Here is a 21,731-nt window from a genome sequence, read left to right as displayed (position 1 = left end):
AAAAACTGATAGAATTTGTGTCTTTAGAAAGTGATAATTCATGTATATGGAGGCTTTCAGGGATTATAGAAAGAATTTGTTAACATCAAGCTGACCCACGAAAAAGCCGAGAAAGAAAGAATTAACATACAATAGACATCTCCAAAAATCACAAATAAAATCAATTCTTACACATAAATTATCAATTATTCCTCACTATTCCAAGTTTCATGTTCCCTGTTCCCTCTTTTATGGAGATGTCTAATACAGAAACAATTCCTCCAGAGAAAAAAGTAGAATGCGTGTCAAGGTGAACACGCGATATCATACCAAGTCCGGTGATCATGCATCAAGTTTTTCGCCCTTCCTCTCTAATTCTTCAGCATAACTTCCCTGTGCCTTCTTCTTCACCTAAGATAATTTAATTAACAGTGCGTGGGTTCTGTTAGTTTTTTGCTGTCCAGTAAATAAGAATGATAAAGTTAGTAAAGTCTAGTAAAGCTTTCCCACTTTCATAGACTGTGGCAAAAAGCTTTAACTCTCAAAAAAATTAACTTTTACCAAACATTGGAAAGTATCTGATGGTACAACTATTCAATAAAACCTTCAATTTTCAAAATTTCCATACTTTAATAGTATCTTTGCTATTAGTTATTATGGCTACTATTGTGCCAGTATCTTCTGCATCCGCAACTGGAGTTTATCAAATGCCAAGTTTAGCGGCAGGAGATAGTACATTTATAGTTGATGATGCAGAAGTTTTCAGTAGGATAACAAAAAGTAAGCTGAACAATGCCTTAGAAACTTTGGCCAATACTACTGGGAATGAAGTTAGATTTGTTACTATCCGTCGTCTAGACTATGGCGAGACTGTGGATAGTTTTACGGAAAAGCTATTTGACAAATGGTTTCCGACCCCAGAAACAAAAGTCAATCAAACTTTAATAGTATTAGATACTCTCACCAATAATGATGCTATTCGGACCGGCGATGCAGTTAAAGAACTGATTTCTGATGACATTACTCAAAGTGTAGTTGATGAAACCATTCAAGTACCTATTAGAGATGGCAACAAATACAATGAAGCTTTTTTAGCAGCTAGCGATCGCCTGAGTGCTGTATTATCTGGAGAATCAGATCCAGGCCCTCCGGAAGTTAAGGATGAGCTTGCAGGACAAGTAGTAGCTACTTTTAAATCAGCAGAAGAAACTGACGATCAAAGTGCAACTATCTTAGTTGTTGTATTGCTAGTTGTAGCTACAATTGTACCAATGGTTACTTATTTTTGGTATCAAGGTTTTTCTTGATAAAAATTAAGGAGAATATTCAAGAATTAAGAATTTAGAATTAAGAATTTAGAATTACCTCTTTTTGTAAATTAAGAGCATTGGATAAAAGGATTTTTTTCCTTTTTTCTCCATGAATGGAGAGGCTTTATACCTGAATTTTTCGGTAAAAGTGTAGGCTAATCTAAGGTAGGTAAGTTACCCTACTCGACTCGTCTGTCCCCTCCAGGGGAGCTGCATGACAGACCCGGACGTGAAGCTTTCATTTTTTTCAGCCAACGAGTCGCACTTACATCTATGGGACTTACGCATGAACACTATTGGTAGTGGACTGACACAGCTAAAACTGTGCAATAGATTTTTATTTCTAGTGGGGTGTCAAGCTGAAAATGGTGTATTAAATTTTTAGTATAATTCTTTCTCTGACTAAGGTTTGGAGAATTTTCCTAAAACACTATTTCAAGCTTGACGCGCTAGTAGTGGACTGACACAGCTAAAACTGTGCAATAGATTTTTATTTCTAGTAGACTGACACAGCTAAAACTGTGCATTAGCTTTTAACTTGAAAATTCTTAATGCATGACTTTTGACTGTCTTGAGTGCGTCTTACATTCTGAGGAAACCTCAGAATTACGCACTCGCTTTTGACTTTTGAATTGAATCTAATGCACCATTTAAGGTGTGTCAGTCTAGTAGAGTGTGTGAACGGTAGCGTAACGCACAAAACCCTATATCTATTGTTAGTGTGCTAAGTCCCGATCAAAATATCCTTAATTAATTAATCCTGAATATATTCCTTACCAGTTAATAAAGCCATTTCTGCACGCACAAATTCCCGCCCCAAATAAGCAGCATGATCTAACATTGTGACTGGACAGGGGCGGGTTTCTTCTAATATTTTTACACATATTTCTTTTGCTGTTCTGGCAGTAAATATTCTCGTATGAGCACGTTCTACTTTGCCTTTTGCTGGAATAGGTTTTCCTGTTTCTGGGTCTATAGCTAAACCATGTTCGTCAATAATATTAGTAAAGTGTTTTGCACATATTAAACCTGCTTCTCGGTCAAGAAAAATAATAAAGTAACCACCTGCATCGAGGTCTATATGACGTTTTGAAAGTTTTTCGTCAATGGTGTTTACTTCTTCAAGTGTTACATTCATAGTTTTATCTTAGAATTATCTATATTTTATTCTACATTTCCGGTAGCATCGGAGTAATTAGTGTGGGGAGATGAGGAAGGAGTGTGGGGAGTGTGGGAACCCACCCTCGCCCCTCCCCTCCCAGGAGGGGAATGTGGGGAGTGTGGTCAGAAATTAAAAAATATATATATTCACACGTTAGCGAGCAGGACAACCGAAATGGGGAACACAGGAATGGATTTTGAGGAAAAATCGACCCAAAAAGATTTAATTTTTACTTTTGCAAGAGGTCTAATTTGACATCCTCCCGACGCTGCTCTACGAGAAAGCGTGGGATTCCTAACCATCGCGCTATTAGGTCTTTCTGCTGCCTCTTGCAGAGGAGCTGCGCTAACAATGCACCAGCCTCCAAGGTCAAGCCTCTTTTTGGTCTTACGGTCGCTCCACAGACTGACACTGCTAGCCCACCAGCCTTATTTAAGTCTAACACACTATTGGCATGCGTCGCAAAATTGATTGGTTTTCTCATCTCTCCGCTCCCCTAATAGCTGCCGCTAGGCCCCGCCAACGGGAGAGCGCGGGTCTTCAACCAAAGTTTAGATAAAAAAATTATTAATTATATTGACATTAATAATAAGTAATGCTAGCAAATCGTATAAGGTAATTACCTAAACAACACGGGAGAATGAAAGCCATCGTCTTTTAAGCGATGGATCAAAGGCGAGGAGTCGGATTTTAATCCGAAGTATTTTATTTCACCGAAAAGCAACGTTGAAGCTCCCCGTGTTTGAACCGGGACATGAAAACAAGGGAATCGTTGAGACTAGACAACTTTAGTTGTCCTCTGTTACTATGATCGACAATAACTTTTCGGTCCGCCCGTTTCCAATGTACTTTTGTCAGCAAGTTTTAGTAAATAAAAATTCTGAATTAATTGCTATCTTAACATTCTTATGTGAACAGTCTCACAAGCTAACTAACATGGGAATATATTATGGTCGGCAATTGTATTTTAAGTCTCACAAAACTCTGGGCAAGTTTGAGTTGGAAAAAGTCTATAAACACAACTATCATTACAAAGTTTTATATTCGCTCTTCAGCACAACAAATATTGAGAACTGTAGCTGAATCCCATACGCTCTTCAGGATGGTCTTATTATTGCCTATAGTTCAGGAAAAATATCAGACAGACCAAGTATTCCTAACTACAGAAAAAAAAGGGAATGGCTACAGTTAGTTACCCAACTCATGCATTAAAACTTAAAGATAATCAAATTATAGTACCACGCTTAGAATACTTGTAAACGCTGGTTTGGAGTAGATAGCTTTTATATTCCTCTGCCAAGTAATCTAGCATTTTCTACTCTCGAAGAACTGAGAATATTACCGAGGAACATATGTTTTTATTGGGAATTTTTCTATGAAAAAGAAGTAGTAGTTAAACCTCTATTAAATCAAGACAATGTATTAGGAATAGACTACGGTTTAAATAACTGGTTGATCTGTGTATCGAATGTCGGTACTAGCGCGGGTTGTAGATGGTAAACACCCACCCCTTTAGTTCCCCTCCCGGGAGGGGATAGGGGTGGGTTGGTACAACAAACAGGTATCAACTATCAAAGAAAATCAACCGACTGGATTTTGGTCAAATAAACTAGCTGGCATTACAGAAAAGCGTAACCGCAAAATGCGATTTGGGTATTAATAAAGCAGCCAGAATAGTAATTAATCATTGCGCACAAAAATTCTATTGGTACAATTGTTTTTGGTTGGAATAAAGGTCAGAAAAATCAAATAGAATTAGGAAAAAAAAGTAATTCTGAGTTTGTAGCAATTCCTACAGCTAGACTTAAACAGAGAATAGCTCAATCATGCTCTGAATATGGAATTATATTTATAGAAACTTAGGAAAGTTATACTTGTAGGGACGAATAGCCATTCGCCCCTTCATTTTTAGATGGTGACTATCTACCTAATTATGGTGAGAAACCCAATGATTGGAAACCTAAGTCTTTCAGACAAGCTTTCCTACGGAATGCTACGCAAACGCTTTTCATGTCGCGCAGCGAAACAGGAAAAAGAATAAAGCGATGCAGCGCCGCCAAAGGGGGTTTCCCCCATGAGCGACTGCATCAAGACAGCGTGGTTTGTATAGAAGTGCTAATAATTGGTGTGAAGACTGCAGACTGTAATACCATTTTCAAAAAATACTGTTACAGTGCTTTATTCTGTTGGTAGGAGTTTTGAGATTAATACTGTAGCGACCTTTTTTGAATTTGGTATAAGGTTGCTGCAAATATTATCACAAAAGTAAGCCGCAAAGCAGTAGGGGCAAACGGCCGAAAGCTTGCGCATAACTATCGTTAACGCCCCTACTTAAGCCGACTGTGTAGGGGCACCGCGGAAATTGTCCCCAAAGAATATATCTTTGGTCAGCTAAGAACAGACGGAGCAACACGGATTTATCGGTGTTGCGTAGTATCTACTTAGAATCCCCTCGGCAAGAGCCAGGGGAGTAGTCAATAAATTAAAGCTTATGTCCATCAAACATATAGCTGATTGTAGATAAGTTAATTATAAAGATGGAGCAAAACCCAGAATGCTCTAATACCAGTTCTCTGTTCAGTAAAAATCTTAAAAACCCAGTAACTCAGTACTTTGTAAAGTTGCAAATTGCTATAGATTTTGGCAGAAACAAAAAATTAAGATAGCGTAGAAAAAAAGGACCTTATACTGTAATGCCCAACCAAACTAAACAATAAAATTCTATTTATCCTGACCAAAAAAATCTGGTCAATAGCCTCCCCTTTTCAGGGGTTAACAAAGTCAGAAGTCATAACTCAGAAGTCATAACTCAGAAGTTAACCCACCCCTCGCCCCTCCCAGGAGGGGAGGGGAAGTAGGGGATTTGAGCAAGCCTCCAAAAACATTTTGCCATTTCCCGGCGGGGTTGCGCGACCCAATTATTTTGATAAAAAAGAGAATATTCTAGATTTCAAGCCTCCTTATTGCAGAGGTACTGTTAGCGTAGCTCCTCCGGAGGAGGCTAACTGTTAACGAAGTTCCTCCGGAGGAGGCTAACTGAAATGACCCATTGACCACTGGTGCATATAATTACTTAATATAAAATCCCAGTTTGTAATATCTTAAATAGAGTCTTATGTCAACCCTTGTTATTGTAGAATCTCCCACTAAAGCCCGCACTATACGCAACTATCTACCCTCTGACTACCGTGTGGAGGCATCTATGGGTCATGTGCGTGACCTGCCACCTTCTGCTGATGAAATACCAGAAAAATATAAAGGAGAAAAGTGGGCACATCTAGGCGTAAATGTAGAGTCAAATTTTGAACCCCTCTACGTTGTCCCTAAAGACAAGAAGAAAACTGTGAAAGAACTGAAAGATGCTTTGAAAGAAGCTGATGAATTAGTTCTGGCCACAGATGAAGACCGGGAAGGGGAAAGCATAAGTTGGCATTTACTGCAACTACTAAAACCAAAAGTTCCTACTAAACGGATGGTATTCCACGAGATTACCCCAGAAGCTATCCGTAAGGCGATCGAAAACTGTCGCAACATAGACGAACAATTAGTCAGGGCACAAGAGACAAGACGTATTCTAGACCGACTTTACGGTTATACTCTCTCGCCTGTACTGTGGAAAAAAATAGCCTGGGGTCTCTCTGCTGGTAGGGTACAGTCAGTAGCAGTTCGACTATTGGTAACCCGAGAACGTCAACGTCGAGCTTTTAAACAAGGAGGCTATTGGGATTTAAAGGCCAGTTTAGAACAGGCAAAAAAACCTTTTGAGTCTAAACTTGTTACTCTTGGGGGGACAAAAGTTGCTACTGGTAGTGACTTTGATGAAAATACAGGCAAAATAGCTGAGGGTAGAAATGTTGTTTTGTTGGATGAGGCTCAAGCAGAAGCTCTGAAGGAAAGGCTGCAAGATAAGCCTTGGACTGTTAATAGTGTTGAAGAACGAGCTGTTAAACGTAAACCATCTCCACCCTTTACTACTTCTACTTTACAACAGGAATCTAACCGTAAGCTAAGAATGGGTGCTAGACAAACTATGCGGACAGCACAAAATCTATACGAACAGGGCTTTATTACTTATATGCGGACAGACTCTGTTCATTTGTCCGATGAGGCGATCGCTGCTGCTCGGAGTTGTGTGGAAAAAATGTATGGTCCAGAATATCTTAGTCCCCAACCACGACAATACACTACTAAAAGTAAAGGAGCGCAGGAAGCTCATGAAGCTATTCGTCCTGCTGGTCAAACTTTTCGCACGCCCCAGGAAACAGGGTTGAGTGGTCAAGAACTTTCTCTTTATGACTTAATATGGAAACGGACAGTAGCTTGTCAAATGGCTGACTCTCGCCAAACTCACATTACAGTTAACTTGCAAGTAGAAGATGCGGGTTTTCGTTCTAATGGTAAGCGTATAGACTTTCCTGGTTTCCTCCGGGCTTATGTTGAAGGTTCCGATGACCCAGAAGCAGCTTTGGAAGACCAAGAAGTACTTTTACCTCCTTTGAAACAAGGCGATCATCCAAATTGCAAAGAAATAGAAGTAGTAGGACATGAAACTCAGCCACCTGCTAGGTTTACTGAAGCATCTCTAGTTAAAACTCTGGAAAGTGAAGGTATTGGTCGTCCGAGTACTTACGCTACTGTTATTGGTACTATTGTTGACCGTGGTTATGCCAAACTTCAGAATAATGCTTTGGTTCCGACTTTTACTGCTTTTGGGGTGACAAGTCTATTAGAAAAGCACTTTCCTGAATTTGTGGATGTTAAGTTTACTGCCCGTATGGAACGGACTCTGGATGATATTTCTACTGGTGAAGCTCAATGGTTGCCATATCTACGAGAATTTTATTCTGGAGAAAGTGGGTTGGATACTCAAATTAAGGAACAGGAAGAGCATATCGACCCCAAATTAGCCCGCACCATTGAATTAGATAATTTGGATGAGGAACCAGAGATGACTTATCGTATCTGTATCGGTAAGTTTGGTGCTTATATTGAGGCAGAAAATGGTGAAGGTGTGGTCAAGGCTTCTATTCCTGAAGATTTAACTCCATCAGACTTGGACCCAGAACAAATAGAGAAAATTCTGAAGCAAAAAACAGAAGGTCCTGAGGAATTAGGAATTCATCCAGAAGAAGATAAACCTATCTATATCATGACTGGTCGTTACGGTCCTTATGTACAGTTGGGTGATGAGGTAGAGGGAAGTAAGAAAAAACCAAAGCGAGCTTCTTTGCCGAAGGGTGTAAATATGGAAGATGTGACTTTGGATATGGCAGTAGGGTTATTGTCTTTACCTCGTACTTTGGGCGTTCACCCAGAAACGGGTTGCAAAATTCAGACTAATTTAGGACGTTTTGGTCCTTATGTTGTTCACGACCAAGGTAAGGAGGTTGGTAAAGATTATCGTTCTTTGAAAGCTGGGGATGATGTTTTGACTATTACTTTGGAACGTGCTTTGGAGTTATTAGCTCAACCTAAAAGGGCGAGGCGTGGTAGTGCTAAAGCTGCACCTCCACTGAAAGATTTGGGTAAACATCCTGAAGATGGTGAGGCAGTGGGTATTTATGATGGTAAGTATGGACCTTATGTCAAACATGGTAAGGTAAATGCTTCTTTGCCAAAGGATGTCTCTGTTGAGGATGTAACTTTGGAAAAGGCTGTGGAACTTTTGCAGGCTAAAGCTAGTAGTAAAAAGTCTGGTCGTGGTAGGAAGTCTACAAAGTCAAAAGCGGAAAGTAATTAGGGTTTAGGTTAGGAGTCAGGAGTCAGGAGTCAGGAGTCAGGAGTCAGGAGTCAGGAGTCAGGAGTCAGGAGTCAGAAAAAATGGGAATCATAAAGGAGGTAGGAGGAAAAATCGTCTCTTGATTTTTATGCAATGATTTTTGACATCTTTCTCGGTGAAAAAAAACTGTAGGGGTTTGGAGACCAAACCCTAATTATTTTCCTAGTCTCTACCCACAAGCTAACAACTTCAGGACTTAGGCAAAGGTACTATACATAAAGTTCAAAAACCATAACGTTATAGTTTTGAACACTAGATATATTATAGTCTCTGGGTAAGTTCTAAACTTGTTACTCGTAATCTAACAAGTTGTTATACCAATTTCAAAGAAGATACCTTATTTCTTTGAACTCTACTCCCTACTCCTTACTCCCTACTTCCTATATAAAGTTCAAAAACCATAACGTTATAGTTTTGAACGCTACATATATTATAGTCTCTGGATAAGTTCTAAATTCATTACTCGTAACCTAACAAGTTGTTATACCAATTTCAAAGAAGATACCTTATTTCTTTGAACTCTACTCCTATATAGAGTTCAAAAAACCATAACGTTATAGTTTTGAACACTAGATATATTATAGTCTCTGGGTAAGTTCTAAATTTATTACTCGTAACCTAACAAGTTGTTATACTAATTTCAAAGAAGATACCTTATTTCTTTGAACTCTACTCCCTACTCCTTACTCCCTACTTCCTATATAAAGTTCAAAAACCATAACGTTATAGTTTTGAACGCTACATATATTATAGTCTCTGGATAAGTTCTAAATTTATTACTCGTAACCTAACAAGTTGTTATACCAATTTCAAAGAAGATACCTTATTTCTTTGAACTCTACTCCTATATAGAGTTCAAAAACCATAACGTTATAGTTTTGAACACTAGATATATTATAGTCTCTGGGTAAGTTCTAAATTTATTACTCGTAACCTAACAAGTTGTTATACTAATTTCAAAGAAGATACCTTATTTCTTTGAACTCTACTCCCTACTCCTTACTCCCTACTTCCTATATAAAGTTCAAAAACCATAACGTTATAGTTTTGAACGCTACATATATTATAGTCTCTGGATAAGTTCTAAATTCATTACTCGTAACCTAACAAGTTGTTATACCAATTTCAAAGAAGATACCTTATTTCTTTGAACTCTACTCTCTACTACTTACTCCCTATATAAAGTTCAAAAACCATAACGTTATAGTTTTGAACGCTACATATATTATAGTCTCTGGGTAAGTTCTAAATTCATTACTCGTAACCTAACAAGTTGTTATACTAATTTCAAAGAAGATACCTTATTTCTTTGAACTCTACTCCCTACTCCTTACTCCCTACTTCCTATATAAAGTTCAAAAACCATAACGTTATAGTTTTGAACGCTACATATATTATAGTCTCTGGATAAGTTCTAAATTTATTACTCGTAACCTAACAAGTTGTTATACCAATTTCAAAGAAGATACCTTATTTCTTTGAACTCTACTCCCTATATAGAGTTCAAAAACCATAACGTTATAGTTTTGAACACTAGATATATTATAGTCTCTGGGTAAGTTCTAAATTTATTACTCGTAACCTAACAAGTTGTTATACTAATTTCAAAGAAGATACCTTATTTCTTTGAACTCTACTCCCTACTCCTTACTCCCTACTTCCTATATAAAGTTCAAAAACCATAACGTTATAGTTTTGAACGCTACATATATTATAGTCTCTGGATAAGTTCTAAATTCATTACTCGTAACCTAACAAGTTGTTATACCAATTTCAAAGAAGATACCTTATTTCTTTGAACTCTACTCTCTACTACTTACTCCCTATATAAAGTTCAAAAACCATAACGTTATAGTTTTGAACGCTACATATATTATAGTCTCTGGGTAAGTTCTAAATTCATTACTCGTAACCTAACAAGTTGTTATACTAATTTCAAAGAAGATACCTTATTTCTTTGAACTCTACTCCCTACTCCTTACTCCCTACTTCCTATATAAAGTTCAAAAACCATAACGTTATAGTTTTGAACGCTACATATATTATAGTCTCTGGATAAGTTCTAAATTTATTACTCGTAACCTAACAAGTTGTTATACCAATTTCAAAGAAGATACCTTATTTCTTTGAATTCTACTCCCTATATAGAGTTCAAAAACCATAACGTTATAGTTTTGAACGCTACATATATTATAGTCTCTGGGTAAGTTCTAAATTTGTTACTCGTAACCTAATAAGTTGTTATACCAATTTCAAAGAAGATACCTTATTTCTTTGAACCCTACTCCCTACTCCCTACTCCCTACTTCCTACTCCCTATATAAAGTTCAAAAACCATAACGTTATAGTTTTAAACGCTAGATATATTATAGTCTCTGGGTAAGTTCTAAACTTGTTACTCGTAACCTAATAAGTTGTTATACCAATTTCAAAGAAGATACCTTATTTCTTTGAACCCTACTCCCTACTCCCTACTCCCTATGATTATTTTCCTAATCTCCAATTTTCTCCACCAGGTAACTCAGTCAAAAAGTTATTAACTATTGTAGGTAATTCTTTTTTAGAGTAGTTATAAGTAAGTGCCAGTAAATTTTGAGCTGTTGTTATTACTTGATTTTTATCAACCATATCTAAAAGTTGAAAAGGTGTATAAGTTCCATCAAATACTTCTACACTAGCATCACTAATTGCAACTTCTATCGTTTCTTCTAAGATGGTTTGCCATTGGTCTTGCTGAATGTAATAAGATTTTCGATTATCCTGAAGATTGATTTTTAATTTCTATTAATGAACCACGAATAGAAGCTGCCCAAGAATTTGTTAATCTCTGCTCTAGTTGATTTTTAATGAGATGTATTAACATTCTAATTACAAAAGATTCTATTGCATTGATTTTTGTTTGCCGACTCATTCCATCTAATTCATATATTAAAGTTAGAGCGTCTTCGTAGCGTTGCTCTAATATACTATTTTTTAAATCTTCTAATTCTTGAATCATTGCTGTTACTTCTGTAATATTTACTTGTTATCAAAATAACATGGGTCTAAAATCCCACCTTTTAAGGCGTAATATTTTTGGAGTATTGCTCAAATTCCCGTTACAAAAATAACTTCTGACTTCTGACTTCTGACTTCTGACTTCGTTAATTCTGCCCCCATTCTTCCCCACCAGGTAACTTAATTAAAAATCATCAACAACTTTTGGTAATTCTTTTTAGAATAATTATAAGTTAGTTCTAGTAGATTTTCAGCTATAGTCATTATTTGATTTCTATCAACCATATTGAGTAGTTGAAAAGATGTATAAGCACCACCTAAAACTTCTATACTAGCATCACGAATTGCAACTTCTATGGCTTCTTCTAATATCTCTTGCCACTGGTCTTGTTTTATATAATAGGATTTTTATTTTCTTGAAGATTGATTTTTTGATTTCAATTAAGGAACCACGAATAGAAGCTGCCCAAGAATTTGTTAATCTTTGCTCTAGCTGATTTTTAATGAGATGTATTAACATCCTAATTACAAAAGATTCAATGGCATTTATTTTTGTTTGCCGACTCATTCCATCTAATTCATATATTAAAGTTAGAGCGTCTTCATAGCGTTGCTCTAATATACTATTTTTTAAATCTTCTAATTCTTGAATCATCTTTTTGTGGCAAAGGAAATTTTAAAAGTAGGAGGTAAGCATTCAGCCGTCAGCACTTCAGCCATCAGCTTTCTTACCTTTAGTGGACAATTTAAGCTAGTTGTTTTTGTCCTTCAATTCTTTATTTAAAATGTAGTAGAAGTTAAGCAAATGCTTGCTTGATTAATCAAAAAGCTGAATGTGAGCGCATTCCGTAGGAAGAGCTAACCGCTAATAGCTGTTTGCGCAGCATTCCGCAGGAAATTCTTACATTTTAAGAGACTTATCCTAATTATACCAAGTGCGAAAAAATAGTGTTAGAGCTAAAGCCCTACTACAAACAAAAACTTTTTTTATCGTTAATTATTCGGACATGATATTATGTTATGTCTATTTGTATAACCACTATAGAAATCTCCTCCAAAAAAGGGAACAGGGAAAAATAATTGATTTATTTTTTATTTTTGGAGATGTGTAATAAAAAAATTAGGGAGTAGTTTGCCACAACAATTTATCAAGAGGTTTGGCGACCAAACCTCTATAGTTATGCTGGCAAATAGTTAGTTTTTTCCCATTCCTTTTGTTCCCTATTTCCAAGCAATAATATCTAAGGAACTTGCCAAATACGTTGATGATATTGTTGTGGTTGAGCGTAGGGGTCAACTACAGAATGATTATGGTCGTGACTATGATGTGAGTGAGAATGGTCGTGATGATGATGACCATGACTATGAGAATGTTCTCCATTAGTAACAGCAGCTAACCGAAACTTACACATTTCACAGTTCATTTGTACTTCTCCTAACTGTGTCTCTATTTCTCTTTCTCGCAATAATTCTAATAATATTGGATGCGCTCCCATTTCTGGCAGACAAGTCATAGAAATATCTGGATATTGTTCTTGTTGTTGGGCTGTAATATCAAATATTTTCTTGACTAAAACTCCGGTAAATAAAAAGTAGGGCAAAACAATAATACGCTTCGGTTTATATAATCTAGCTCGCCGAAAACCTTCTTCTAAACGAGGGTGAGTAATGCCAATAAAACAAGTTTCAACTGTTAGATACCCACTGCCTTCCCATAACATTCGAGCTAGTTTATAAACATCTCCATTAGCATCAGGATCACTGGAACCTCGCCCTACAAATAATAAGACTGTTTCGGAGGGATTAAAATTAGTTTCTTCTAATTCTGTAAGACGCGATCGCCACAATTCTAAAATCTTGGGAGTAATACCAAAATGTCGCCCATAATGGAATTTTATTTGAGGATGTCGTTGTCTTGCCCGGTCTAATTCATTGGTAATATCAAATTTATTGTGGCGAGCTGCAAATAATAAAATTGGTAAAGCAGATAATTCTGTGTAACCTTGTTCTACACATTTATCTACTCCTTCTTGAATAGTTGGACCTGTTAATTCTAGAAAACAAGGTATTACGGGTCGAGATTTATCTAAATTTTGATAAGCTGCAACAAAATCTAAAAAAGTTTCTTTTCCATCAGCATCTCGTGTCCCGTGACCTATCAATAATAAAGGTCTTTGTAGTGGTAATGGAGGTAATTTATGACTTGTAGAGATACTACTTATTTCTTCTGTTGAAGTTATAATTTCTTGTGCTTTGATTTCGGAGTTTTGAGTTGAATATTTCATTTATTATCCTTTCCCGTGTCAGGCAGGAAGTTAGGGTTTACAAGTGACAAGTAGGTGTTCTGGCTGATCGATTAATTAGTAAGTAGTTATTGATTTTTTCTATTAACTATTTTTGTCGATTTACAGTTGCCGCACAGCCCCGGACTTGCACCGGAGTTTCCCCACTTTTTCAATAAAACATATATAGCAATTAGCATATCGCCCATGAGCAGTCAGATTTTTTTTCTTTATCTTGTCTAGTTTTCAAGTACACAAACTGCTATAAATTATTGTTACCAAAAATTGCCAGTATTTTCCTACAATAACTTAACTTTTAGTTATTTTAGCAGACTTAATTTTTATTAATTCTTAAAAATTTATAGACAGCCATTGTTAAAGTCATTCATTCTGTTCAGCACTCCAGTAAAATGGCGTAGCGGATTAAATTAAGGTTGCGCACCAGAAAAAATTTTGATATAGTAAAAGTATTATGGGTAGTTCGCATATAAGCATGATTTTTTAGTCAACTAAAAAATAGGGAACGCAAAGATAATATTACCTAAACGCATCAGAAGGCCAGCGCTATAATTTTTAATGAGCGCGCCTGGATGAATGATACGTGTATAATTATGATTCGATGTCATAATTATACACAAATATTAATAGTTTATCCAGTATACATTTTAGGTAAATTTAGTTATAATAATCAATTTAGTCAAGGAATTAACAAAGCGCGAGTGCTAGTAATTGAGGCCAAATTAAAAGGTAGTCAAAATCAGTACAAAGTTTTAGATGAAATGATTCTCACAGGTCAATTCATCAGAAACAGTTGTTTGCGCTATTGGATGGATAATAAAGATGTCAAACGCAACGACTTACAAAAGCTTTGTTCTGTGCTAGCCAAAAATGCCAATTTTCCTTGGGCTAAAAAGTTAAATTCTCAAGCAAGACAAGCATCAGCCGATAGAGCATGGCAATCAATACAACGATTCTACAAAAATTGTAGACTGAAATTACCAGGTAAAAAGGGTTATCCTAAATTCAAAAAGTTTACTCGTTCAATAGAGTATAAAACAACTGGTTATAAACTATCTCCAGACAGAAAGAAAATTGAGTTTAAAGATGGTTTTAAAGCAGGTGTATTTGAACTATGGACAAGTCGCGATTTAGTCTGGTATTCAGAGCAACAAATAAGTCGTGTAAGAATTGTGAGACGAGCTGATGGTTATTATTGTCAATTCTTAGTAAATGTAGAGAGAAAAGAAACTCATAATTTTCAAAGCAATGTAGTAGGAATAGATTTAGGTTTAAACGCTTTCTATACTGATAGTAATGGTGATGTTGTAGAAAATCCTAAGTATTTAAAAAAGTCAGAAAAACGACTAAAAAAGCTACAACGGAAAGTATCGCGTCGCCACGAGAAAGGTAAGAAACCTCAGTCAAATAATTACCATAAAGCCAGAAAGCAATTAGCCAGGCAGCATCTCAAAATCAGCTTTACTGCGTAAAGACCATGCAGTAAAGACTGCAAGGGCGTTAATCCAATCTCACGACTTGGTAGTCTACGAGGATTTGAAGATTGCTAACCTAGTTAAAAATCATCACTTAGCTAAATCTATATCTGATGCAAGTTGGTATCAGTTCACCGAATGGCTGGAATATTATGCTAAGTCCCATGGAATTGCTTGCATAGCAGTACCTCCACATTTCACATCTCAAAATTGTTCTTCTTGTGGTCAAACTGTTAAAAAATCGTTGTCTGTTAGGACTCACAAATGTCCTCATTGTGGTTATATAGCAGACCGTGACCATAACGCAGCAAAGAACATTTTGGCAAAAGGATTAGAAATGTTGGGGGCAATAGTAAACAGTACCGAGGGGCACTCGGAACCTGGGGGAAACCCAAAAGCTACGGGAGAGTCCGACCTCTGGCGAGCGCAATAGCAATATTGCCAATCTAAGTCGTCTCTGTGAGCGTAGAATCATCAACAAAGATGAGAATCCCGCATCACAATCTGTGATTTGATGCCGGAAGTATGTCAATGAAAGGGATATTTTTAACAGTAAGTAGTCAGAAAATACCCCTCACTCTCCTAAATATTCATTTAACTATTAAAAAGTTTAAGCTGTAAAATATCAGGCCAAAATAGTAGTTTTAGTATTGATACTTATAAAGAATATCTACAAAAGAAAAAAGATTCAAAATGTGGACTTGTTAACGGCAAAAGAAAGTTCTGCGGGATATAGGGGAAATAAAAAATTCAGCTTTCAAATGATATATGTAATTTCAAGGAACAATGATCTTCTATTTATAGACATAACTTTATACTATATTAAAACCAGTCTTAAGCTTAAAAAAAGTTGTGAATAGAAAACAATCTTTCACCTCTAACGGCAATTCTGAACCAGAGTTAGCCTAGAATATTCAAAACTAATTAAGCAAGATTGGTAACAATAACGATAGAATCGTAAGCCGTAGTATCTGACCACATAGTCTGAAAATTACCATGAATGACACAAATAACGAATTACTCGAAAATATGCCCAGGGAGCAGAGGGTTGGGCAACTGCGCAACTTAATAGAAACCTTACACATAGCTGATGAAGTGGCCAGTAAAGGCTATCTAATCACTAGCTCAGAGTTAGCAGATTTAATGGACATCAATGCCAGTGCTGTCACCAGTCGTGGAGACCATTGGGTCTGGCGGAACTGGGTAGTATCTAGAGTACGTCGTGAAGGAAACCAAAGTGCGATTCGTTTCTGCTAAAAGTTAAGGCCATCAGGTTAAGACGTGAGTAGAGTAAGGCCATAAGCCTTATAACTAAATGACCTTGGAGGTGAGATTCCTTCCGCCCAGGTGCAGGGTTGACAGCATTACCCCTACGGTAGCGAGTAGCGACCAATCCGTAAAGCGGGGTAAAAAGGTGGTAAAGCTCTTAGCTTAAAAGAGTTTCCATCAAGCACAATACCCATTGGATAGTGAAAAGCGAAGATGTAATTGAAGCGTCGTAATTTTCAACCAGTGAAAAAAGCTGTGACACTGGAGCCAAAAGGCACAGGATAGGGAGTTAGCGAGATTTGGTTCGACTAATAAGCACTTCCCGTAAACCCGGCGTAAAGCATCATCCTAAAGGTATATAAATAAGGTCATTTGGAACGAAGTAACCCATGAAAAACTCTTGAATTATTTAGCAATCAGCTTTCAGCAATCAGCTTTCAGCTATGCTCACCCTTCTGCCTTCAGCTATAGGTATGGATAACTGATAACTGATAACTGATAACTGATAACTGAATCAAGTAGGTGCTAACCGGATGTTTGATTGGGAAGGATTGTGTCAGAAGCAAAGGCCCTTATTTAATGTAATGGGATAGGCTGACGGACACACGGTGATTTGGAATGTAGAGTTTGATTAGGTGATAGAAATGTCCAATACGAGTTTGAAGACTACGGCGGAATGGGAAGAATGGCGCGATATTAACTGGTTAAAGGTTGAGCGTCACGTCTTTAAGTTACAGGACAGAATCTACAGAGCCTCTGAGAGTCGTGATTATGTTGCATTTCGTAAGCCCCAAAAAACTTTGCTGAAGTCCTGGTACGCTAAGTTATTGGCAGTGCGTGGGGTGATTCAAGATAACCAGAGTAAGGAAATTTTGTCTTCGGAAAAGCTGTTTGCTTTGGCTGAAACTTTGGACATAACTGGCAAGGTTAAGTCTAGGAGAGGCACTATGGAGGACTACGCTCTACAAATACTTGTCAAGATGGCTCTGGAGCCAGAATGGGAGGCTATTTTTGAATCTAGTTGTTATGGGTTTAGGCCGGGGCGATCGCTTCAAGATGCCGTAGAAGCAATTTTTGGTTTTGTCAAGCTGGAGCCTAAGTATGTGCTTGAGGCTGACATTGCTAAGTCTTCTGAGGGTATTAACTACCAACTATTATTGGAAAGGCTGGGTACTTATCCTACATTGCGTCGAAAAATCAAAGCTTGGTTGAAGACTGGTGTGATGGATGGGGAAGAGTTGTTTCCAACGGAGGAGCAGATGGCAAGGGGTGGGGTTATTTCTTCATTTCTGGCAAATGTGGCTCTTCATGGTATGGAGGAGCAAATCAAGGAGTATACTGAAATTTTTGATTTTCAATCTGTGGAAAGCGGGTATGAGGTATCAAGGGTGGATAGGAGTAAATACTTGGGTTTGGTTCGCTATGGTAGTAGTTTGGCGATCGCTCACAAAGATATAGATGTGGTTCAAAAATGCCTCGTAAAGGTTGGAGAGTGGTTGTCTGAAATGGGGTTGGAGTTAAAACCAAGTGAAACAAGAATAGTTCATACTTTATATGGGTATGGTGGAGAAAAACCAGGGTTTGATTTCTTGGGGTTCAACATCAGACAATTTGAGGTGGGCAAAAATCAAAGTAAGCTTGGTTTTAAAACTGAGGTCAAACCAAGTGACCAGAGCATGAAGAGTCATTATCGTCAAATCGCTGAGGTTATAGATGGACATAAGTCTGCACCACAAGTTGTTTTAATTAGAAGGCTTAATCCTATTATTCGGGATTGGGTCAACTATTATTCGGCTGTGGTGAGTAAGAAAGCTTTTAGGGATTTGGATCATTTAGTGTACCAAAAACTCTGGCGTTGGGCAAGAAGAAGACATTCTAACAAAAATAATGACTGGATTTCTCAAAAGTATTGGCATTCTGGGGAAAACAGAAAGGAATTTTCGTGTAGTTATGAGGATGGCAGCCGAGTGAAGCTGTTGAAACACACAGAAGTTCCTATTGTTAGACAGGAGAATGTTAAGAAGGACTGGTTTTATTGGAGTAGGCAAAAGGACTTTCATTCAACTTAAGAAAGGGAAAGTCTTGAATAATATTGAATTGCATAGACATTGCTACGCTCTGAAAACTGCTAAAAATAGTGGTAGAGGTGCTCATTTTGATTAGAGCCAAATCACTGAGGAGCCGGATGAGGTGAAAGTCTCACGTCCGGTTTTGGAGACGAGCATTTCTGGTGACAGAATTGCTTAGTTTAACTTCTCTGGCAATTAGAAAGAGTGGATTAATTTTACCCCTAATTTTTTCTATAATTAGGGATGAGTAAAGATAGCGATCGCTTACTTTTTTTCTATAGGAGCGATCGCTTCAATAGTTTCAATCGGTGGTTTCCCCTCGTCGCGCCAACCTTCTATTGACACCAAGAGATTAAGGGAATTTAACATTAAGGGGCTTAGTGATATTATTAGAAAGCTAATCTAGTTTTCTTTTACAGCGCTTTTCAAGTTGATGAACCACATCTTCACAAACAAAACCTTGTAGGGACGTTCCATGGAACGTCCCTATTGTGGTCTACCCAAATGAAAACCGCTGTAATATTGTATATCCTACAAAATGCTACTTAATCTAGTGTCTTAATAATCAGAAAGTATGTTTGATTTAGTTATACCTATAATGAAGAAAAAATGTATCAAGCAACCACTGGAGTATTACAGTAATCAAAAACTGTATTTAAACAACATATTACTTGTAGATTATTTACCAGAATACACAAATAGCTTGTTACATAAAAAGTATACAATAGTTAATCATATTTGGTTGAAATATAGAAAGTATTTCAACAAATCATTTGCGCTAAATATTGGGATTAATTGTGCAACTTCACATTACATTATATGTTGTGATGCAGATGTATTGATAGATGAAGTGACGCTAAATAAATGGGATTGCTATATACGTAATTATAAAGATGTTTTTATTTCACTCAAAACTGTCAAAGAAAGTGAAAGTGATGAAGAAAGACCTGGTTATGGAATTGTATGCGGAACTAGAAATTCATTTCTTAGTATAGAAGGATATGACAGTAGTTATATAGGTTGGGGTTTTGAAGATTTAGATATTCTAAACAGAATGTATCTTTTTGGTAAAGATATTGTTAGACTTGGTTATGGCTTGCACTTGTCTCATGATGATGATGAAAGAATGCAAAATTATGCCACTAAGAGTAAGCAAGATTCTCGTACTATAAATCTTAAAAGGTATGAAAATAAGAAATTAAGCAACAATCTTTATGGTACTCTTAGTAAAGATGTTGAAGAGGCAAAATTAGAATTGATATGAGTGTAGCTCTCCTTATAGCCTATAGAAACCGAGAAAATCACCTAAAAACGCTTATAAATTGGGCAAGTGGGCTAGGTTATTTTGAAAGTCCTGATTTTGAATTTATTTTAGTAGAGCAATCAAACTCCCCTTCATGTCAAAATATGTGTCTAGAATATGGCATCAAGTATCATCATGTATGTGATAATGGTATTTTTCACAAATCTAGACTTTTAAATATAGGATTAAATTTATCTAACGCGGAATTTATAGCACCTTTTGATATTGATCTAGTTCCCATAAAAGATTCACTTAAAATGCATCTTGCTATAGCCTCTAAATATAAAGATTCTCTTTTATGGGATATAGGATGATGTATCCGGAAGATTATATAGATAGAGATAGTATATTCGATATAGATTTATCTATTTGCAAAGTAGCCCCAGAAGATAAAGAAACAGCCGTCTTTAAACAACTTGTAGATCAAGAAAAGTTTGGTGTTGTTCCATTTTTTAGAAAGGAAACTCTTCTTTCAGTAAAAGCATGGGATGAGGCATACATTGGATGGGGTGCAGAAGATCAAGATTTGATAGAAAGATATACAAAAAACTGCTACTTTTTACGATCCCCAAAACTGATATATATCCATTTGAATCATAGTGATGACTTAATGTGGAAAGAAGATCATCATATTGAGAAAAATAGAAAATATTATTACAAAAAAGAAAAGTTTATGAATTATAAGTTATTTAAAACAACTTTAAATGATTTAAAAAATATGTTTTACGAAAAGCAAATATTAGAAGGAAATTATGTATTTATTATTCAAGAACAAAATGTAGATTTTTGTATTGTAATATCAGTTACGAGCTTCAATTTTATTTCTCAAAAGATTAACAACATAATAAAATTTTTTGAAGACCAGCAGTTAGACTATCTTTTTAATTGAGCCAAAACTACCTCCAACAGATAGTGCCAGAAATGATGAAATTGTTACAAATGCTATTTTTAAAAGAATACTTAGATGAAATTATTAAATATGATAAGCCAAGTAGTATAGAAAAATTATGCTATTTATCTGCTAAAAGCATAATTGATAAAAAAATGAACCAAATATTATGGCACGATCCTATGAAGACTTATCTTGTCCTAATTCATCTTATAACTTGTCTAGCGAATTTACTGTAATTATACCTCATCAGGGAGATTTAAATTATCTAGATATTTGCCTTAGTCAAATGCACAATAGTATGAAAACTCCAAAAAATATTTGGGTTTACTTTGATGAGGAAATACGTGAAGAACATATTTCTCTCGCGAGTCAAAAATTTTCTTATGTCTATAGAGCAGTAAAACCGTTTAATCTTGGTCCTTATGTTGCTAGAAATCATGGGTACCAGGAAGCTAATAGTCAATATCTATGTTTTCAAGATTCGGATGATATACCCACGAAAGATCGCTTCATTGAATTATACAATTATGTGGTACAAAATCCCTTTGTTGAGATGGCTGGATGTCATGAATTAAGAATTGACGAAATTCAGAAAAAAATTATTGCTATTAGGTTTCCTATTGAAGTAACAAAAGCTTTATGTAAAAAAGCAAGCCATTCTCTTTTTTTCCAACTTCATTTGTAAAGAGAAATAGTATTTTAAAAGCTGGTGGATTCTCCACTGTTAGAAGATTTGCATCGGACTCACAGCTTCTATTAAGAGCTTATTTTTCAATGAATATAAGAAACATTGATAAATTTTTATACATAAGACGGAAAAGGCAAGGTTCTCTAACTACAAGTGAAGAAACTAGACTTGGAAGTGAAGAAAGATTAAACCTAGATAGATTATGGAAATCAGATGTTGAAAAAATCAAATCAGGGGAACTTTCTTTGTCGAATTCATCGCTGGCAGTTGAGTTGTTAGACATAAAACCTATATTTCATTTGATTTGAACTTCAAAAACAAGATAAAAAAGCGGAAGAAGCACTTGAGTTAATTACAAAGGTTAGAAGATACTGTTGGCGAAAGTAATAATTTTGTAACTCATGGTAATACACAAGAGATTTGATTAAGTAAAAATACTTTATTTATCAGAATGGTAAAATATTATATTTAGATAGCCGTGTATAGTAACGGTAAATGAAGGCTAAAA

At 36.2% G+C, this 21,731-nt stretch carries 16 protein-coding genes and 1 riboswitch; of the genes, 11 read left to right on the top strand and 5 right to left on the bottom strand.

Going from position 1 to position 21,731, the window contains the following annotated elements:
- Positions 1-560: 560 nt before the first annotated feature.
- Complete coding sequence (gene psb32, locus SAGCYANO_RS02725; RefSeq protein ID WP_202218674.1) at positions 561-1,286, top strand: photosystem II repair protein Psb32; 726 nt, start codon at positions 561-563, stop codon at positions 1,284-1,286.
- Between the two features lie 757 nt (positions 1,287-2,043).
- Here psb32 and SAGCYANO_RS02720 read toward each other — a convergent pair.
- A complete protein-coding gene (locus SAGCYANO_RS02720; protein WP_202218673.1) occupies positions 2,044-2,427 on the bottom strand; it encodes a DUF4346 domain-containing protein in 384 nt (127 codons plus the stop codon).
- 973 nt (positions 2,428-3,400) lie between these two features.
- Between SAGCYANO_RS02720 and SAGCYANO_RS02710 the strand changes: the two genes are divergently transcribed.
- Together SAGCYANO_RS02710 and topA are read left to right on the top strand one after the other, a co-directional pair.
- Entirely contained in the window at positions 3,401-3,643 is a 243-nt protein-coding gene (locus SAGCYANO_RS02710; RefSeq protein ID WP_202218671.1) for a hypothetical protein, read from the top strand.
- A 1,923-nt stretch (positions 3,644-5,566) separates the two neighbouring features.
- Positions 5,567-8,191: a type I DNA topoisomerase gene (gene topA, locus SAGCYANO_RS02705; RefSeq protein WP_202218670.1), complete on the top strand. Its 2,625-nt coding sequence runs from the start codon at positions 5,567-5,569 to the stop codon at positions 8,189-8,191.
- 2,523 nt (positions 8,192-10,714) lie between these two features.
- Here topA and SAGCYANO_RS48965 read toward each other — a convergent pair.
- From SAGCYANO_RS48965 to SAGCYANO_RS02690, 4 genes are all read right to left on the bottom strand, one after another.
- The gene (locus SAGCYANO_RS48965) at positions 10,715-10,858 is read right to left on the bottom strand and encodes a hypothetical protein (RefSeq protein WP_307785807.1); all 144 of its coding nucleotides are present in this window, start codon (positions 10,856-10,858) and stop codon (positions 10,715-10,717) included.
- A 127-nt stretch (positions 10,859-10,985) separates the two neighbouring features.
- The gene (locus SAGCYANO_RS48960; protein WP_307785806.1) at positions 10,986-11,228 is read right to left on the bottom strand and encodes a DUF29 family protein; all 243 of its coding nucleotides are present in this window, start codon (positions 11,226-11,228) and stop codon (positions 10,986-10,988) included.
- Positions 11,229-11,564: 336 nt separating this feature from the next.
- Complete coding sequence (locus SAGCYANO_RS43875; RefSeq protein ID WP_237395679.1) at positions 11,565-11,882, bottom strand: DUF29 family protein; 318 nt, start codon at positions 11,880-11,882, stop codon at positions 11,565-11,567.
- A 586-nt stretch (positions 11,883-12,468) separates the two neighbouring features.
- The gene (locus tag SAGCYANO_RS02690; protein WP_202218669.1) at positions 12,469-13,512 is read right to left on the bottom strand and encodes a sirohydrochlorin chelatase; all 1,044 of its coding nucleotides are present in this window, start codon (positions 13,510-13,512) and stop codon (positions 12,469-12,471) included.
- A gap of 31 nt (positions 13,513-13,543) precedes the next feature.
- A riboswitch (cobalamin riboswitch) is annotated at positions 13,544-13,710 on the bottom strand.
- 410 nt (positions 13,711-14,120) lie between these two features.
- Here SAGCYANO_RS02690 and SAGCYANO_RS02685 point away from each other — a divergent pair.
- The 8 genes from SAGCYANO_RS02685 to SAGCYANO_RS02655 all read left to right on the top strand — a co-directional run bounded on the left by SAGCYANO_RS02685 (position 14,121) and on the right by SAGCYANO_RS02655 (position 21,220).
- Positions 14,121-14,999, top strand: coding sequence for a transposase (locus SAGCYANO_RS02685; RefSeq protein WP_237395669.1), 879 nt, complete (start codon positions 14,121-14,123; stop codon positions 14,997-14,999).
- Between the two features lie 46 nt (positions 15,000-15,045).
- Entirely contained in the window at positions 15,046-15,435 is a 390-nt protein-coding gene (locus tag SAGCYANO_RS43870) for a transposase (protein WP_237395667.1), read from the top strand.
- A gap of 563 nt (positions 15,436-15,998) precedes the next feature.
- Positions 15,999-16,259 carry a hypothetical protein gene (locus tag SAGCYANO_RS02680; protein WP_202218668.1) on the top strand — a complete coding sequence of 87 codons (261 nt, stop codon included), beginning with the start codon at positions 15,999-16,001 and terminating at the stop codon, positions 16,257-16,259.
- Between the two features lie 656 nt (positions 16,260-16,915).
- Positions 16,916-18,340, top strand: coding sequence for a group II intron maturase-specific domain-containing protein (locus SAGCYANO_RS02675; protein ID WP_237395665.1), 1,425 nt, complete (start codon positions 16,916-16,918; stop codon positions 18,338-18,340).
- Positions 18,341-18,914: 574 nt separating this feature from the next.
- Positions 18,915-19,604, top strand: a complete 690-nt coding sequence (locus tag SAGCYANO_RS02670; RefSeq protein ID WP_202218667.1) for a galactosyltransferase-related protein — start codon at positions 18,915-18,917, stop codon at positions 19,602-19,604.
- Positions 19,601-19,957: a hypothetical protein gene (locus tag SAGCYANO_RS02665; protein WP_202218666.1), complete on the top strand. Its 357-nt coding sequence runs from the start codon at positions 19,601-19,603 to the stop codon at positions 19,955-19,957. Before SAGCYANO_RS02670 ends, SAGCYANO_RS02665 begins: the two co-directional genes overlap by 4 nt.
- Positions 19,954-20,532: a galactosyltransferase-related protein gene (locus tag SAGCYANO_RS02660; RefSeq protein ID WP_202218665.1), complete on the top strand. Its 579-nt coding sequence runs from the start codon at positions 19,954-19,956 to the stop codon at positions 20,530-20,532. The genes SAGCYANO_RS02665 and SAGCYANO_RS02660 overlap by 4 nt, the downstream gene beginning before the upstream one ends.
- A 169-nt stretch (positions 20,533-20,701) precedes the next feature.
- Positions 20,702-21,220, top strand: a complete 519-nt coding sequence (locus tag SAGCYANO_RS02655; RefSeq protein ID WP_202218664.1) for a glycosyltransferase — start codon at positions 20,702-20,704, stop codon at positions 21,218-21,220.
- Positions 21,221-21,731: the final 511 nt, after the last annotated feature.

The organism is Okeania sp. KiyG1 (assembly GCF_014132355.1).
Taxonomy (GTDB): Bacteria; Cyanobacteriota; Cyanobacteriia; order Cyanobacteriales; family Microcoleaceae; genus Okeania.
This window is presented reverse-complemented; position numbering and strand designations above follow the sequence as displayed.